Source organism: Chloroflexota bacterium (assembly GCA_020161265.1).
Lineage (GTDB): Bacteria > Chloroflexota > Chloroflexia > Chloroflexales > Herpetosiphonaceae > Herpetosiphon.
The window spans coordinates 161,838-177,285 of the sequence record JAIUOC010000012.1; the positions used below are offsets into that span (position 1 = coordinate 161,838).

General features: G+C 50.2%; 12 protein-coding genes. 7 read left to right on the forward strand and 5 right to left on the reverse strand.

The features are described from left to right. The first annotated feature begins 27 nt into the window (after positions 1-27). Together LCH85_24205 and LCH85_24210 are read left to right on the forward strand one after the other, a co-directional pair. A complete protein-coding gene (locus tag LCH85_24205) occupies positions 28-315 on the forward strand; it encodes an HU family DNA-binding protein (protein ID MCA0355109.1) in 288 nt (95 codons plus the stop codon). Between the two features lie 149 nt (positions 316-464). Continuing rightward, positions 465-911: a peptidyl-prolyl cis-trans isomerase gene (locus tag LCH85_24210; protein ID MCA0355110.1), complete on the forward strand. Its 447-nt coding sequence runs from the start codon at positions 465-467 to the stop codon at positions 909-911. A 408-nt stretch (positions 912-1,319) separates the two neighbouring features. Here LCH85_24210 and LCH85_24215 read toward each other — a convergent pair whose 3' ends face one another. Beyond that, on the reverse strand, positions 1,320-2,426 hold the full coding sequence (locus tag LCH85_24215) for an STAS domain-containing protein (protein MCA0355111.1): 1,107 nt from the start codon (positions 2,424-2,426) through the stop codon (positions 1,320-1,322). 116 nt (positions 2,427-2,542) lie between these two features. On the opposite strand from LCH85_24215, the gene LCH85_24220 reads away from it, so the two are divergent. Continuing rightward, entirely contained in the window at positions 2,543-4,300 is a 1,758-nt protein-coding gene (locus LCH85_24220; GenBank protein MCA0355112.1) for an alkaline phosphatase D family protein, read from the forward strand. A 212-nt stretch (positions 4,301-4,512) separates the two neighbouring features. Here LCH85_24220 and LCH85_24225 read toward each other — a convergent pair whose 3' ends face one another. Next, positions 4,513-7,917, reverse strand: coding sequence for a DUF11 domain-containing protein (locus LCH85_24225; GenBank protein ID MCA0355113.1), 3,405 nt, complete (start codon positions 7,915-7,917; stop codon positions 4,513-4,515). A gap of 220 nt (positions 7,918-8,137) precedes the next feature. Here LCH85_24225 and LCH85_24230 point away from each other — a divergent pair, with 220 nt between their 5' ends. Next, positions 8,138-8,956: a phosphodiester glycosidase family protein gene (locus tag LCH85_24230; GenBank protein ID MCA0355114.1), complete on the forward strand. Its 819-nt coding sequence runs from the start codon at positions 8,138-8,140 to the stop codon at positions 8,954-8,956. 242 nt (positions 8,957-9,198) lie between these two features. On the opposite strand, the gene LCH85_24235 is transcribed toward LCH85_24230, so the two are convergent. Then, a complete protein-coding gene (locus LCH85_24235; GenBank protein ID MCA0355115.1) occupies positions 9,199-10,356 on the reverse strand; it encodes a transposase in 1,158 nt (385 codons plus the stop codon). 454 nt (positions 10,357-10,810) lie between these two features. Here LCH85_24235 and LCH85_24240 point away from each other — a divergent pair, with 454 nt between their 5' ends. Next, positions 10,811-11,032: a helix-turn-helix transcriptional regulator gene (locus LCH85_24240; GenBank protein MCA0355116.1), complete on the forward strand. Its 222-nt coding sequence runs from the start codon at positions 10,811-10,813 to the stop codon at positions 11,030-11,032. A 446-nt stretch (positions 11,033-11,478) separates the two neighbouring features. On the opposite strand, the gene LCH85_24245 is transcribed toward LCH85_24240, so the two are convergent. Further along, positions 11,479-12,333 (reverse strand): GNAT family N-acetyltransferase, encoded by an 855-nt coding sequence (locus tag LCH85_24245; protein ID MCA0355117.1) that lies wholly within the window; start codon positions 12,331-12,333, stop codon positions 11,479-11,481. 81 nt (positions 12,334-12,414) lie between these two features. Then, complete coding sequence (locus tag LCH85_24250; protein MCA0355118.1) at positions 12,415-13,353, reverse strand: hypothetical protein; 939 nt, start codon at positions 13,351-13,353, stop codon at positions 12,415-12,417. Positions 13,354-13,751: 398 nt separating this feature from the next. On the opposite strand from LCH85_24250, the gene LCH85_24255 reads away from it, so the two are divergent. Both LCH85_24255 and LCH85_24260 read left to right on the forward strand, forming a co-directional pair. Beyond that, entirely contained in the window at positions 13,752-14,414 is a 663-nt protein-coding gene (locus LCH85_24255) for a hypothetical protein (GenBank protein ID MCA0355119.1), read from the forward strand. A 115-nt stretch (positions 14,415-14,529) separates the two neighbouring features. Then, positions 14,530-15,084 carry a hypothetical protein gene (locus LCH85_24260; protein ID MCA0355120.1) on the forward strand — a complete coding sequence of 185 codons (555 nt, stop codon included), beginning with the start codon at positions 14,530-14,532 and terminating at the stop codon, positions 15,082-15,084. The last annotated feature ends 364 nt before the right edge of the window (positions 15,085-15,448 follow it).

Here is a 15,448-nt window from a genome sequence, read left to right on the forward strand (position 1 = left end):
AGCTTCGCTAGGATTAAGGAGCGTGCAATGCAAAAAATCGAGTTCATTGCTGAGGTCGCTGAACGCACCGGCATTTCTAAAAAAGAGGCACGCCGCGTTGTCGATGCTATGTTGGATGTGGTCAGCGAGCGCTTGCAAGCTGGCGAAAAAGTGGTCTTGACTGGGTTTGGTACCTTTGAAGTCCGCGAGCGCCAAGCTCGCCAAGGGGTCAACCCCAAAACCCGCGAACGTATGACAATCGAAGCTACCAAAACCCCTGGCTTTTCGGCCAGTAATAGCTTGAAACTGCTGGTTCGCCAAGGCAAGCCTGAGTAGCACGCGTCGTAGCAGATGTTGCTTTGAGCGACCGCCAATTGCTTGCGGTCGCTTTCTTGTGTTATAACCCTAGGGTGATAATGTTTTCACGATTCTTTAGTCGAAAGGGGTCTCACGTGGCCGCAAAACAATGGAAGTCAGCGCCAGCGATGTCGATTGACACCACCAAGCACTATGTCGTCACCATGGAAACAACCAAAGGCACCATCAAAATTGAGTTGTATCCTGAGTATGCACCCAAAACGGTCAATAACTTTGTGTTCTTGATCAACGAAGGGTTTTATGATGGCATCGTCTTCCACCGCGTGATCTCAAACTTTATGATTCAAGGTGGCGATCCAACTGGTACGGGCACCGGTGGCCCAGGCTATCGCTTCGAAGATGAATTCAAGGGCAATCCACTCAAGCACGAAACCTGTGTGCTTTCGATGGCTAACGCCGGAGCCAATACCAACGGCTCACAATTCTTCATCACCCATAGCCCACAACCCCACCTCGATGGCCGCCATACCGTATTTGGCAAAGTCACCGAGGGCCAAGATGTGGTCAATGCAATTCGCCAAGGCGATAGCATGACCAAAGTAACCGTCAGCTAAATAAGGTTAAACATCTATTACCCCCAGAGATCAAAAGTTACTGGGGGTAATGGATTTAAGGTAATTTTTGGGGAACAAATTCAAGATTTAATATTTTAATTTTGTTTGCATTAGGCTCTGTCTGATAATTCAGGATGCCTGCATGGATGGGGCAAGGGTACGAACCAATCGTTGAATCATGACCAGATGGACAAATCCGCGCTCGTTCAGCGCCAGTTTCTCAAACCGTGTGGCCACTGAACGACACTCTTAAAGTAAAGCCTGAATTAACCATGAAACCAAAGAACCTAGCAATCGCTGTTGATTGGTTAGACATAGAACATGTGCCCAGCAAACAAAACCACCATGAAATCTGCTGACACTCATGATGGTTCCTAGAAATTTGGCAAATGAGAATATCCCAACGTACTAATAAAGTGATTTTAGGGCAATCGTCACTCCATCTTGCAAGCTGGCAACAGTGGTTACAGTGCTAAAATCAATCCCCAAACTCACCAAAGTTTGGGCAACATCAGGCCGAATTCCGGCGATAATTGTTCGAACCCCCAGCAAACGCGCCGCTGCCGTGGCTTGGATTAAGCGCCGCCCAAGCTCGGTATCAATTGTTGGAACCCCTGTTACATCTAAAATGGCAATTTTGGCGCGATGCTGGCTAATTCCATTCAGCAAAGTTTCTTCAATGCCCTCGCTGGAGTTGGCTAATTGCTCGCCAATTAATGGCATTACTACAGTTTGTTTAAGCACCGGAATAACGGGCAAGCTTAGTTGGCGCAATTGGTCGCGCAAAGCCGCCTGAGCGGCTTGTTCGGCTTGAATTTGGCTATCGCGCTGGCTAATTTCGGCCAGGCTTTGGCTTAATTGAGCATTCAGTTGCTCACGTTGCAGCGCCAATTCACGCTCGTTGGCTAATTGCTGAGCCAACTTGGCCTCAGTTTTGGCTACTACGGCAAACGCCCGTTTGGCCCGCCCAACCAATAAATGCACGGTTGTGGCAATAATTCCTAGCACAAGCAATTGGCAGAAAAAATTAATCAATAAGGCCGATTTAGGCACTAAAAATCTAATTGGAATAAGCCCAGTCAACTCGCCGCCAATAATAATCGAAAGAATAATTGATGATGCAACACAAATAACGGTGGTTGCTCGTGAGGTATTTAATACAATTGTGGCAATTAATGGCGGAACTTGAAACAAAACCCAGACCGAGCCATCAACTTCGCCAATAATTGGCCCAGTTAACGAAAGCATCAAAGTAATTGAGGCTAGATTAATATAAATCAGCCATTCGACATAGCGCGAACGCCGCAAGGCAAACGTAACAGCCAACATTGTGCCAACAATCGCACAAATGCTCAAGCCAATTTGTACTTGTTGGCCGTTGCCAGCAACCAGCAAAATCAGCATAACGGCCAACAACGCTAAACCTTCAACCAAACTAAACAACTTAATCCGTTGCTCATTCGAGGTTTGCAGCATATCTTCAATCTGACGGGGCGGGGCGGTGGTTTCTGCCATAAATTGCCTCGGGTGCAAGATGTTGTTGCTGCATCCTACCATTATTTAGCCAATTTGTGGATTGACAACACCACTAGACTAGGGGGGATTTTTCCACTATCAACAAGGAGCTAACTATGCGCCGCTTATTTGGGCTATGTTGTTTATGTTGCTTGCTAGCTGGAAGTTGGTCAAGCCGCTCAAGCGTTGGCCGGACAAATCAACTCTTTCCTCCCGCTGAGTTACCGCAAGGCGTGGCTGTGGGCGATGTAACTGCTAGCAGCGCGGTGCTTTGGGCACGTTCCGCCAGCCTTGGCTCGGTTAGCTTTGAATATAGTCTCAACGCCAATTTTAATCCAGTGGCTGGCTCGGCCACAGTTAGCATCACCGACACGATGCAACCAGCCAAAACCAGCATTAGCAATTTACAACCTGCTACTAGTTATTTTTATCGTGCTACAACGCTCAGTAATGCATCATTTGCTGGTAAATTTCGCACTGCCCCCGCCAACGGAACCTATAGCAATTTACGCTTTGGTGCAAGCGGCGATCAACAAGGGGCACTCGCGCCGTTTCCAGCTTTAGCTAACGCCGATCAGCGCGAACTTGATCTGTTTATTCATCTTGGCGATTCAATTTATGCTGATATTGGTTCGCCTGTGTTGGGCACAACCGCCAAAACTTTAGCCGAATTTCGCTTGAAACAGACCGAAAGTTATAGCACGCGGCTGAATTTGAACACGCTGGCCGATTTACGCGCGACCACCGCATGGCTAGCGACAACTGATGATCATGAAGTTGCAAATGATCACGCTGGTGGAGCTTCGCCGAGCAGTGATCCACGCTTTTTGCCCACCAATGCCAGCTACATCAACGATACTGATTATTTTGAGGCAGGCTATCAAGCTTTCGTCGAATATAACCCAGTTAATGCGCTGTTTTATGGCGCGACTGGCGATCCACGGACTGCCAATGAGCGCAAACTCTACCGCTACCAACCTTATGGTAATACGGCGGCCTTTTTTGTACTCGATGGCCGTTCATTTCGCGACCAAAAACTTGCCGCGCCCAACAACACGCCCTCAGAAATTGTGGCCTTCTTGACCGCCGTATTTAGCCCAACCCGCACCTTGCTTGGTCAAGCCCAACTCAGCCAACTCGAAACCGACCTTCTGGCAGCCCATAAAGCCAATATAACTTGGAAATTTGTGATCGTGCCTGAGCCAATTCAAAACCTTGGCACGGCAGCGGCCAACGATCGCTTTGAGGGCTATGCCGCCGAACGCAGCCGCATTTTGAGCTTTATCAATGATCATGCAATTGAAAACGTGGTGTTTATTGCCGCCGATATTCATGGTACGGTTGTCAATAATTTAAGCTACCAAACCGCCGCAGGCCAGCCGCAAATCCCCACCAGTGCCTGGGAAATTTCGGTTGGTTCGGTCGCCACGACCTCGCCATTTGGCATGCGAGTAGCATCAGGAGCCTTATCAACCGGAATTATTACCCCAACCACGTACAATAATTATTTACAACTACCCAATAATCAACAGGATGCAGCGGCGGAAGGTTGGCTCAACACCGTATTAAATGTGTTTGGCTACACGCCCGTGGGCTTGCAGGATGCACCGTTTGCTGAACGCACCACGCTCTTGCAAGGACGCTATTTTGCTGGTCACTATTTTGGCTGGACTGAATTTGAAATTAGCCAGCCCGACCAAACCTTGCGAGTCTCGACCTATGGCATCGATACCTATGGAACCAGCGATATTGCCAACAATCCAGGCGATGTGGTGAGCCGTGTGCCAGTGATCGTGCAGCAATTCGAGGTTGATCCCGTCGTCAGCATCTCGCCAACGCTGATACTCAATTATTTGCCAGCAGTAACGAAGTAACGAGATAACAGGGACGAGGGCAACGAAACCGCGAATGCCGCGAAGAACACAAATACTTAGCTGGGTTGGAATCCTGAATATCCCAGATATTTCAGCGTACCAATCAACCACAACTTAGTGTTTCTTCGCGGCATTCGCGGTTAACTATTCGTACTCTTCGCGGCCTTCACGGTTAACTATTCGTGCTCTTCGTGTCCTTCGTAGATCAAAAACTATTTAATGGTCATTGGCAGATACACATCGTGAATGCCGACGGTGAATGTGCCCATCACATCTGGCCCTTGTACCCCGCCATGATCATCGGTGGCATACAACTCGATGTTATAGCGACGACCAGCGGCGCTAGCCTTGAAGCGCACTGTAAAATTCACTTGCATGCTAAAGCCTGTTGGCCCACTGCCAGCAAAGTTGCTATCCGCCAAATCGAGAATAGCGCTATCGCTCTCCAACGGATCGCTGCTGCCAGCCGTGGCATAACCAAGCACATCGCCATTAGCATCGAGCAGGCTAAATGTGCCCGAAACGCCTTCGGTAAAGCGTGCCCACAAAGCCACGCCATCGCTATCAACCAAGCGCAAATCGAGGTGCTCGATAATTCGCCATGGATCGGTGGTATGCGTCCAGCTTACATTGAAGGTTGTTTGTAAATCGACATCAGTGCCGCCAATGTTGGGCGTGATGCTGCTCAAGCCAACGATCCCGACCGAAACGCCCAAGGTTACGCTGTTGGAATCGCCGCCGCCTGGCGTGGGGTTGCGCACCAAAACCGAGTATGTACCTTGGCTGGTGGTTGCGGCCATACTAAATTCTAGCCGATTGCTGTTAATGAAGGTTGTCGTACGCTCAACCCCAGCGACCACGACCTTGGAATTGGCCACAAAGCCCGTGCCATTGACCGTAATCCGCACTGCTGGCGGTGGTGGGAAACCAATCGGCTGGCGAATAAAGCGATTTGGCGTGATGTTGCTAATTGTTGGCACTGGATTGCCAGGCACAATCACCTGCGTTGTAACGCTACGGCTATTGTTGCTTGGAAAGGCCTCATTCGCAGGCGACGAAGCTGTGCCCGTGCTACTAATTGTGCCAACTTGGCTGGGCGTAGCATTAATTGTGATATTGGCGCTAGCATTGGCCGCCAGCGTACCCAAATTACAACGCAAGGTCGTGGAATTGGGGAAACTACATGAGCCTTGTGAGGTTGTAACCTGACCAAAAACCAATGTATTAGCAAAAGTTTGTTCGTACACGACGCTGCTGGCGCTGATCGTGCCCAAATTGCTGACGGTGGCTTTATAGCTCATAGGATTGCCAATCGTCACTGGATCAGGCGATTCGCCCAGTTTGAGGCTCAGATCAACCTCGGGTTGTCGCCATTCAGCAAAGCGATGCGACACTTTATCGCCAGCCCGATCAAAACGCCCGCCAACATACAAATTATCGCCATTGACAGCTAAGGCTCCAACTTCGCTATTTTGCAGGTTGCCAGCCGCAACCCCACTACCTAGCGCATTCCAAGTTGTGCCATTCCAACGCGCCACATGATTGACCGTCAAGCCATCCATGCGGCTGAACAAACCACCAGCATACAAATCGTCACCGCGCACAGCGAGACTAGTAACGTAGCCATCGGTGCCAGTGCCAAGCGCCGTCCATGCCAAACTACTGTGGTTAAGCAGGGCAATCGCGCGGGTGTTGGCAACCCCACCAGCACTAGTAAACCGCCCACCTACAGCGATGGTCGTGCTGTTGACATCGGTTAAAGCTAGTACCTCATCATCAGTACCAGTGCCAATTGCTTGCCAGGTTGTGCCGTTCCAGCGGGCGATATTGCTGGCAGGCACAACACCAGCGTTGGCAAACAAACCGCCAGCATAGAGTTGGTTCGATTTGAACAACAAACTATTGACAGGGCCATCAGTGCCAGCGCCGACAGCTTGCCATGAACCGCCACTTAAACGGGCAATCCGATTGGCGGGTACACCATCAACTAGCGTAAATTCGCCGCCGATGTAAATATCGCTGCCGCTGACCGCAACCGCATTGACCCGACCATTGATACTGGTTGCGAGGGCAGTCCAGGTTGTGCCATTCCAACTAGCTACGCCTGCGGCATCAATCCCGCCAGCCTTGGTAAACTCACCCACGACAATCAAATCAGTGTTGCGCAACGCAAGATCTCGCACATCATCGTTGACTCCACTATCACTGGAGCCAGTCAACGGTGACCAAACTCGATCGACAGGATCAAAGCGAGCGATATTATTGAGCAAGCGATTGCTGCCTAGATCAAAGCGCCCAGCAGCAATAATTTCGCCAGAACGTGGTTGAATGGCAAAAACTTTGGCGTTGGAGCCTTCGAGGCCACCAGCCAAGGGGAAAAAGCGATCAATCGCGCCAGGCAAGAAGCCCTGTTGTGGCACAACCATACCCACAAAATTCAATTCCATGCCATGGGCTGTGCCAAACGCCCCAGCAATAAAGAAGGTATCGCTGCCGCTACCCAAGCGTTCAGCGCGTAAAATTGCCCCGTTTGTGCCAAATGCGTTGGTGGCATTCGGTACAGGCGACCAGATATTACCATCCCAACGGGCGATGTTGGGCGAGAAAACGCTATTGCCGTTGGGGTTGATGCCGCTGCCAAAATTGCCCATCACATAGGTAAAATTGGCGTTCTCGACAATCCCACGTACATCGCCAGTCACCCCACGCCCAGCCATGGCGGCCCAAGTATTAGCGCCAGTCCAAACTGCTGCACCACCAACGTTGGTAACAGTGCCAGCATTGCTAAAACTCCCACCAACGACCACCATATTTGTGCCACGGAAATCAATAAAACGCACAGCACCGTTGACTCCATTGCTGCTGCCAGTGCCAAGGCTCTGCCAAGCCGAGCCTGTCCAGATCGCTACGTTGTTAGCAGTGCTGCCACCAGCCGAGCTAAACGTGCCACCAGCCACAAGTTGGTTGACATTGGCCGGATTGATGGCTAAATCGAGCACTTGGGGAGTTGTACCACCGCTGATCCCGCTGCTTAATGCCGACCATGTGCCATTGCTGAATTTAGCGATGCGATTGGCGCTCACCCCATCAATTGAGCTAAACGTTCCACCAACGTACACCACATCGCTGCCAGCGACCTGTTGCACCAAAACCGCAGTAACAGCTCCATTGACGTTGGTTGCCAAGGCCGACCATTGACCTGTGCCAGAATTCCAACGAGCAATGCCATCGGCGACAATCCCACCAGCACTGCTGAATGAGCCAACCACATAGACCGAACCGCCAGTTGAGGCATCGAGATCATCAACTGGGCCGTTAACGCCACTGCCCATTGTATTCCAATGATCGCCATCCCAAAAAGCCACCCGATTAGCACTGATGCCAGCGATCCGATCGAACAAACCACCAACAAATAAATCGCCCGATTGCGAACTGATGGCGCGAATCGTGTTATTTGCCCCAGCGATCAAGCCGGTATTATTCCAAAATTGATCATCGGCAACAGCCTGTACTTCTTCAGGAGCGACAAAAACCTGAGGTTGCGCTTGCGCGGCGGGGAGATTAAAACGAACGATAAGTGCGGCGAGCAAAGTGAGTTGAAGCACCAACCGTGGCATGGAACCCTCCTTAGCGACACATACTACGCTAAGCAGGATATTGATTAACTATCACGCAACTATCACGTTGGTATCACGCCATAACTCGCAATTACTAAACTATTGTGACAAATTGCGATCCAGAAGGTGAAAATCAAACATCAACCCCCGATCAATCAAGTATTAATCCTTTACTCTAAATGGATATGGTAGGATGAGCGCTCTAGCGTGAGGAATAGCAATGCGATTGTTGTATAAATATGGCCTCGTAGCCTTGATCGCTTGGAGTATAACCAGTTGTTCTCAATCTGATATTCAAGAAGTAATCAAGCCAAGTGCTACCAGCACCCCGATTATCGCGCCCGACACCGCCGCGCCAGCCACAAGCGAGAATCAGTGGCAAAATTTAGAGCCAGGCTTGGAGTTTCGCGAAATTGGCTATGATATTACCAATGTGCAGATTTTACGGGTTGATCCAGCTCATTTTCGCTTGCGAGTTGGCTACGATGTGGCCAGCCCAGGCCGAGTGAGCGAATGGGCCGCCGCGCTCAAACCAGTGGCCGTCATCAATGGTGGTTATTTTGATCCGCAAGGCCGAGCAACCGCGCTGACAATTTTTGATGGGGTCGTCAATGGTACATCCTACGATGGCTTTGGCGGGATGTTGGCAGTCGATAGTGCAGATACATGGTCGCTACGTTCGTTGCGCGAACAACCATATGATAGTAGCGAAGTGTTAAATCAAGCCCTGCAATCGGCTCCGATGTTGGTGGTGCATGGTGCAGCGATCGAGCAGCCCAACGACGATGGTGATCGAGCACGGCGTAGCGTGATTGCGCTTGATCAAACTGGGCGTTTGTTGATCATTGTGTGCAGTTGGCCCAGTTTTACCCTGACTGAGCTAAGTCAATGGTTGGTCAAGCAAGATTTGGCAATTGATGCAGCCTTGAACCTCGATGGTGGCTCCTCAACAGGTTTAGTTGTTGAGAGCGAAAGCCGTGCATTTAAGCTTGATTCGCTGGTACGCGTGCCCCAAGTGCTGCTGGTTGAACGGCGTTAATGCCCTAATCCCTTTCGCCTTTCAAAGTTTAAGCGCGGTGATGGCGCACCTGTTCTGCTTGTACAGATTCAGCAGGTGCGCCATCCATTCAGAAGGCGATACAGAAGGGTTATGGAAACATTTACCCTTGCGTGAAAAACAATACCGCGACCACAATCAAAAACAACAACACCCAAGCCCCAGCATAGATCGCAGTGAACTACCACGCCCACGAGGGGCGTGGCTTCTGCCTTCAACGACAGCTACCAGCGTTTCGCTGGATTTACACCATCTCCAGCAGCGTTTTGGCTTTCCGTTGTCCCAACGGCAAGCAGGCGTAGCCCTTCATGCAAAATATTGATTGCGGCGTTGACATCGCGATCATGAGTCGTGCCACAGGTGGGGCATGTGCACACGCGATCCGCCAACATCAACGCGGTTTTGGTCTGGCATCGGTGGCAAGTTTTCGATGAGGCGTAGAACCGCCCAACCTTAATCACCCGCCGTCCGTGCCATTCTGCCTTATCTATCAACATCTGCATGAAGGTACTGAGGGCGGCATCGCTGAATGATTTAGCCAGCTTGGTTTTCACAAGGCCTTTAATATTCAGGTCTTCGATGCACACCACGTCGAATCGTTGAACCATCCCCAACGCATGCTTATGGAGCCAATCGGTGCGTTGGTTACTAATTTTTTGATGGACTTTGGCAACGCGCTTACGTGCTTTTAAGCGATTCTTACTGCCCTTTTGGGTACGAGAGAGTTTCCGCTGAGCATGCGCTAGTTTTTTCTGGCTGCGGCGGTAGAACTTCGGTGGTGCAGTTTTTTCACCCGTTGACAGCGTGGTGAAGGATTCAAGCCCTCCATCAATGCCCACAGGTCGATCAGCCGTTGGTTGAACATCAGGGCGGTCAATGTGGCAAACAAATACCACCCACCATGCGCCGGTGGCATCCTGTTTGATCGTTGCGCCCTTCGCTGTTCCCATGAGCGGACGATGAATGATCGCCTGCATCAGCCCGATTTTTGGCACGCTGATGGTGCGTTCATTAACCACAACCACGCCTTGTGGAAAGCGGAGGCTGTGCGGCGTGATTTTGCGTGCTTTGAAATGCGGATACTTGGCGCGTTTGGCGAAAAAATTGGTAAAGGCCGTTTCTAAATCCATCAGCGCTTGTTGCAACGGTTGCGAATGGCAATTACGCAAAAAGGCCGTTTTGGGCTGACGTTTCAGGTCAACCAGCATCGCTGCAAGCCGTTGATAGTTCAGTCGTTGACCCGTTGCTTGGTACTGGGTTTGTTTGCAGTGCAACGCCCAATTCCAGACAAAGCGCCGACAGCCTGCCCACTGCACCAAGGTGTTTTGTTGGTCAGCGGTAGGATACAGGCGATATTTGTAACAACGGGTCACCGTTCGCATGATCAAGCTTCCTTTTGATGAGCGATGTACATAGCGATAGTTTGGGCGGAAACTGTTCCCGCCGAACCATCACCTAGCGGGTTCCCGACACCCATCTGTCCAAAGCCCACTACCCCAAAAATGGCGACGCTTGAGCGTTGGGAACGTGCGAAACCCATCTACAGCAAGAATGCTTTTCAGTTAAGTAGCTTTCGCCTTCGCTAGAGGAACTGGCATAGCTGATCAATTTGCCGTTCAGCTACAAGGCAACGTCTTTGGTAATACGGTCGTAGCGGATTGCTTTGCTGTACGTAGTCATGGCCTTGGTTCCTTTCAGTATGTGGTGTCGCAGCAGCAACACCATCAATTAGCTATATAATAATTATAGCATATCCCAATGTACAATGTCAACTAGCTATTGCGAAAATATAGTATATTCGCTATCATTCTCTCAACTTAGATAGGAGTTAACAGAATGGCACGATGGCGCCTACGGGAAATCGCGGAGCCAGAACGATGGACTGCCCGAAAACTCGCTATAGCGACAGGGTTGGCTTATAACACGGTTTGGGGTATCTGGACTGGCAAGAGCAAACGCGCCGATCTGGAAACCCTGTCAACACTGGCAGCAGCACTGAAAGTTCATCCACGAGACCTGATCGGGAATGGCGAGGATACTGGGGAGACGGAAGAATGATATGCCCTCGCACCGCTGCTACGGTCGAGGGCGTGGCTCCACCGAACCAAGGAAGGCATAGCGACGGCTAGTATAGCCGATAATGGCCGTTGTTTTTGACTGCATGAGATATACTATGTTCCACGCAGTCAAAACAACCGAACCACGTTTGATTGCTATTTCTCTCTTTAACTACTCTTCGTCAGAACTGGCACGCATGCATCCCACGCGGGGAACCCACCACGTGGGTCTTGGGGCGGGGTGTTCTGCGGCGTTCCGTATAAATTGGCTGACGCTGGCCCCAGTTTTGCCGTTGTATTGCAATTTGCACTGCGGGCATTTGACCAAATTAACCATTTTTGGGCCAACGATGCCGCCCCACCAACTCATCGTTACTTTGTTGGGTAGTGGGTTTTGGCAACGTGGGCATGGCACATATGGCGAGCTTGGCGGCACCTGATACATCATCACTCCTCAAAACGATATTGATCAACATCGCATAATGGCCGAAAGCCAATCGCTTGATAGATCTTATTCGAGGTTGGGTTACTTAAATCGGTAAAGAGCATACAAAAACCAAAGCCTTGGTTCAACAGCTGTTGGCTTAATGCGGCCACTGCATTGCTAGCGTAACCCTTACCCCGAAATTGGCGTGGGGTAGAAACTGCGCCAATACAGATGCCATTCACCGTTGGGCGACTGGAGCCAAGCGAGGAAACCGGCTTACCATCAACTTGCCAATACCAAGCGCTGCCCGTAGCAATTTGGCGCTCGGCCACTGCCCGACTATCCCAAGCAGGCTCGTTGGGTACGGCTTCGGCATGAAACGCCGCCAGCCACTCAGCCAACCATTCAACATCGGCATTGGTAGCCTGTTTGAGCGACCCAGCAACCGGGGTTGGTGGAATAACTTCGGTCAACGTATAAACACGTTCATGCATACTCAACAGAGGTTGTCTACCAGTTTTAGCTTGCCAAGCCTTGCAGAAAGCAGTAGTCGTTGCAGTCGCACTAAATACCCCATTAGGGGCAATGTTCTGACTAAGCAAGTAATCGGCTAAGGCTTCAGTGGCTTGGTCGGCTAAACTAGCATCACGCAAGGCCGAAATCGTCAGTGCATTCGGCGAGGTCATGACTGATACCCCAACCACGCCTTGCTCATCGCGAATTGCGGCGAAAAATGGCGGATTGGCAGGGAGCCAACCATTTTGAATACGCATACTCAGACCAAGCGGCAGATTATTCTCCGCTTCGTGCTGCAACAGAAATTCACGATGCTCATGGATAAACGTATCAACTGAAGAATATTGTTCGACACGCATACATCACCCTCACTAAGCTAGCTGTATGCTGAGTGAGGATAGCGCAAACCAACATCAAAACCATCGTGCTTAAGCAGCAATTTAAGCGGCCAACAAGAGATTTGCAGGCTCGCTGGCTACCGTTAAATCAAGCCGCAGCCAATCGATTGTGCCTTGCATCCAAGCCCGCAGATTTTCGATATAGTCGCTGACCACCAGTTCGAATTCGCCGTAGTGCGGGCGTTCGGCCACAATCCGCTCAAAGGCTGCCACTTCGCCATAGCACATTTGCTCAACCCGCTCGATCGCCCGACTCCAAGTGCAATGCTCTCGCTGCTTGACCAACACAGCAATATTTTGTGGCTCTGCAATGGTTAGATCACGCTCTAATGAAGCAATATCATGCATCCAACACACCACATTGTTGGTGATTTCGCCCAAACTTTGAAAGGTTGGATCTTGCTTGACCGAGGGTGGCAATAATTCAGCCTGAGCAAAATCGACAAAATCGAGCGAACTCGTCGCTGCACCGATGCGTTGGTGTAATTCAACCGCTAGTTGGTTGTTGATGGTCGGTTGGTAGGCATTGCAATACACATCGTAAACCCAATCGTGCAGATAGGTGCTCAGCATTTGGCCAAAGCGCTCACGCCATTGGTTCGATGTCAAGCCAGCCATGCGTTGGCTCCAATCGGCAAACATCACCACCAACGGTTTTTGGGGATACAACGGGGTCGCTCCATTAAAAACATTAATCAGATCATTGGCAAGGCTCGCGACCAACTCGGGCTGCCCAGCCAACGAACGAAACCATTGATCTTGAAAAAACAGCCAGCCACCCCAATCGAGAATCAAACGCAAACGCTCACTACAGGCATGTGGGTAAACCCGCGCCAACAGTTGTGGTAGATGCAAACGCTGATAAAAGCCCCATTGATGTTTGGAGCTATGAGGCAATTGGCTCAACCATTGGCTATGTTCAGCATACACTGCTGCTAGGTGAGGGTTGAGTTTCGATGTAAAAGGTAATTGAATATTCACAAACACCACTTCACCTCCGCGAGTGATCAAAAAAACATTAAAATTATTATGCTGAAATTTCTTACTATTAACTATAGTGCGTTATTCCTAACCCAACCCCATGACATTCGGCAGGCCGGAGTGTGAGTATTGGCTAGGTTTAGAACATAGAGCAAAGAACATAGAACATATGGATAAGGCTATAGGCTATGGGCTAGCGGAACATTTTTCGTGAAATTCGGGCAATTCGTGGCTAAAAAAGAGATTTTAGCTTTAAGGACGATAATTCAACAATCCTATAAACCAAAGCCTAGCATCTATAGCCTTATCTATGTCCTTCGTGGTTTCATGCTTCGTGGATCAATCACTGCTAAATGGTACAATCGCCAGTAGTTTAGCGCCATTGCTTGGAGGATGACATGCGCTTTTGGCCATTATGGCTTATCTTGATAATCAGTGGTTTGGTTAGTTGTGGAGCTACTGCGCCAGCGTTGCCACCGATCGCCGCTAACCAACCAAATCAAATTTTGTTGCTCAACGAGCTGGATGGCGTAGGAGCTAATAGCACAATCACTGTGCTTGCTCCGGCGTTATTGAGCCAAGCCAAGCCTATTTTAGCCTCAGCGATTGAATTGGACGATCAGCCAATTGCCTACCAACCAACCTTGGCAATTCCCGCCCAAACCCTCGCAATAACCAATAGCTATGGCGTTTTGCGGGTAAATGGTGTGCTTAAAAGTAGCACCGAATTCGAGCCAATCACCGTCAAAGTGGTTGAACCAACCATCATGAGCCTTGGCGAGCTTAACCAAAACTTGGCAGTTTACAATAATCAAGTCTTGCGGCTCAATGGTACGTTGTTGCTCAAAGATCAAGCAGCCTTGTTGGTTGAAGAAGTTGGCAGCGGTGGCGTGCCGACCGCTAATGCCGCCCAAATTACGGTCGAGCAAATTCCCAGCCAATCGCCGCTTGTGCAACAACTGCCCAATCAACAAGGCAACATTCGTTATGGCCAAATCACGCTGGTTGGCATGTTGCGCGGCAAAAGCTTGCATGTGTTTTGGGTGGAAGCCCAGCCCTGAGCTAGAAAAAGGCATGATTTTAGCTCGTTTGCAGGCCAGCAAAACGGGCTTTTTTTAATGTGCTGAATGTGCTACGCTCGATGTTAAAAACTGTGTTCAGGCTGCGAGGCGATGCATGAAAGATTCCAAGTCGATGCCACTGATGCCGACTGCAAGCACACCCCGATCAACCGCTAGTTTCTTACAGGAACTGGTGAATGAGCCTGTGCCCAGCAGCCCGATTGTTAACCTGCCCCGCCGTACAGCGCCAATGGGAATGTACGAACGTTGGTTGAGCACCTTGGCCTATCTGAGCATTATCGGCTTGGCAATTTTGATTTGGTGGATTGGGGCACAGTTTACCTTGGCATTTTTGGCTGGGCTAGGCTTGAATTTGGCGTTGCTTGGCACGGCTCAATGGTTTATCCCAATCGTCATTACAGCAATCGAAGTGGCCTGTTGGCCGCGCCGCGCGATCAATCAACATGTATTGGCGGTGTTTGCCTTGGTTGGTGGCTTGGATTTAATTACCAGTGTGATTGGTTGTATGCGCTGGCTTAGCAACCAACAATTGCCACTCTCAACCGCCTGGCTCTGGATTTTAAGCCTCGCAATTGCCGCTTTATGTGCCTTCTGGCCCGAACGGCTAGCACGAGCAGCAGTTGGCGAATTAAGTCGTTTGTGGCGGTAGTTGAGGCTGGTAGCTATCGGAAATTTTCAAATTATGGGTGAGTGGGTTAGCTCAAGAGTAGATCGTTATCACGTTCCGAATCAACTATCCTATGGTTCATCGATGGATGCATGATGACCTCTGATTGCGCTTGAGGGGGTTCAGGGGGATTAAAGCCCCCTGCGTTTCCCGCCTTGAGGCGGGACGGAAGGGTGGTGATCACCCAAAGCCTATTGCCATCGTGGCCTTCAGCATATTGGGGAGGGCTGGCAACCCAGTAACGTCTACGAAGGGTGGTGATCACCCAAAAGCTATTGTCATCAGCCTATGATTAAAAACCACAAATACCCATGCTAGAAAGCGCTGGGTATTTGCGATTTTGTTC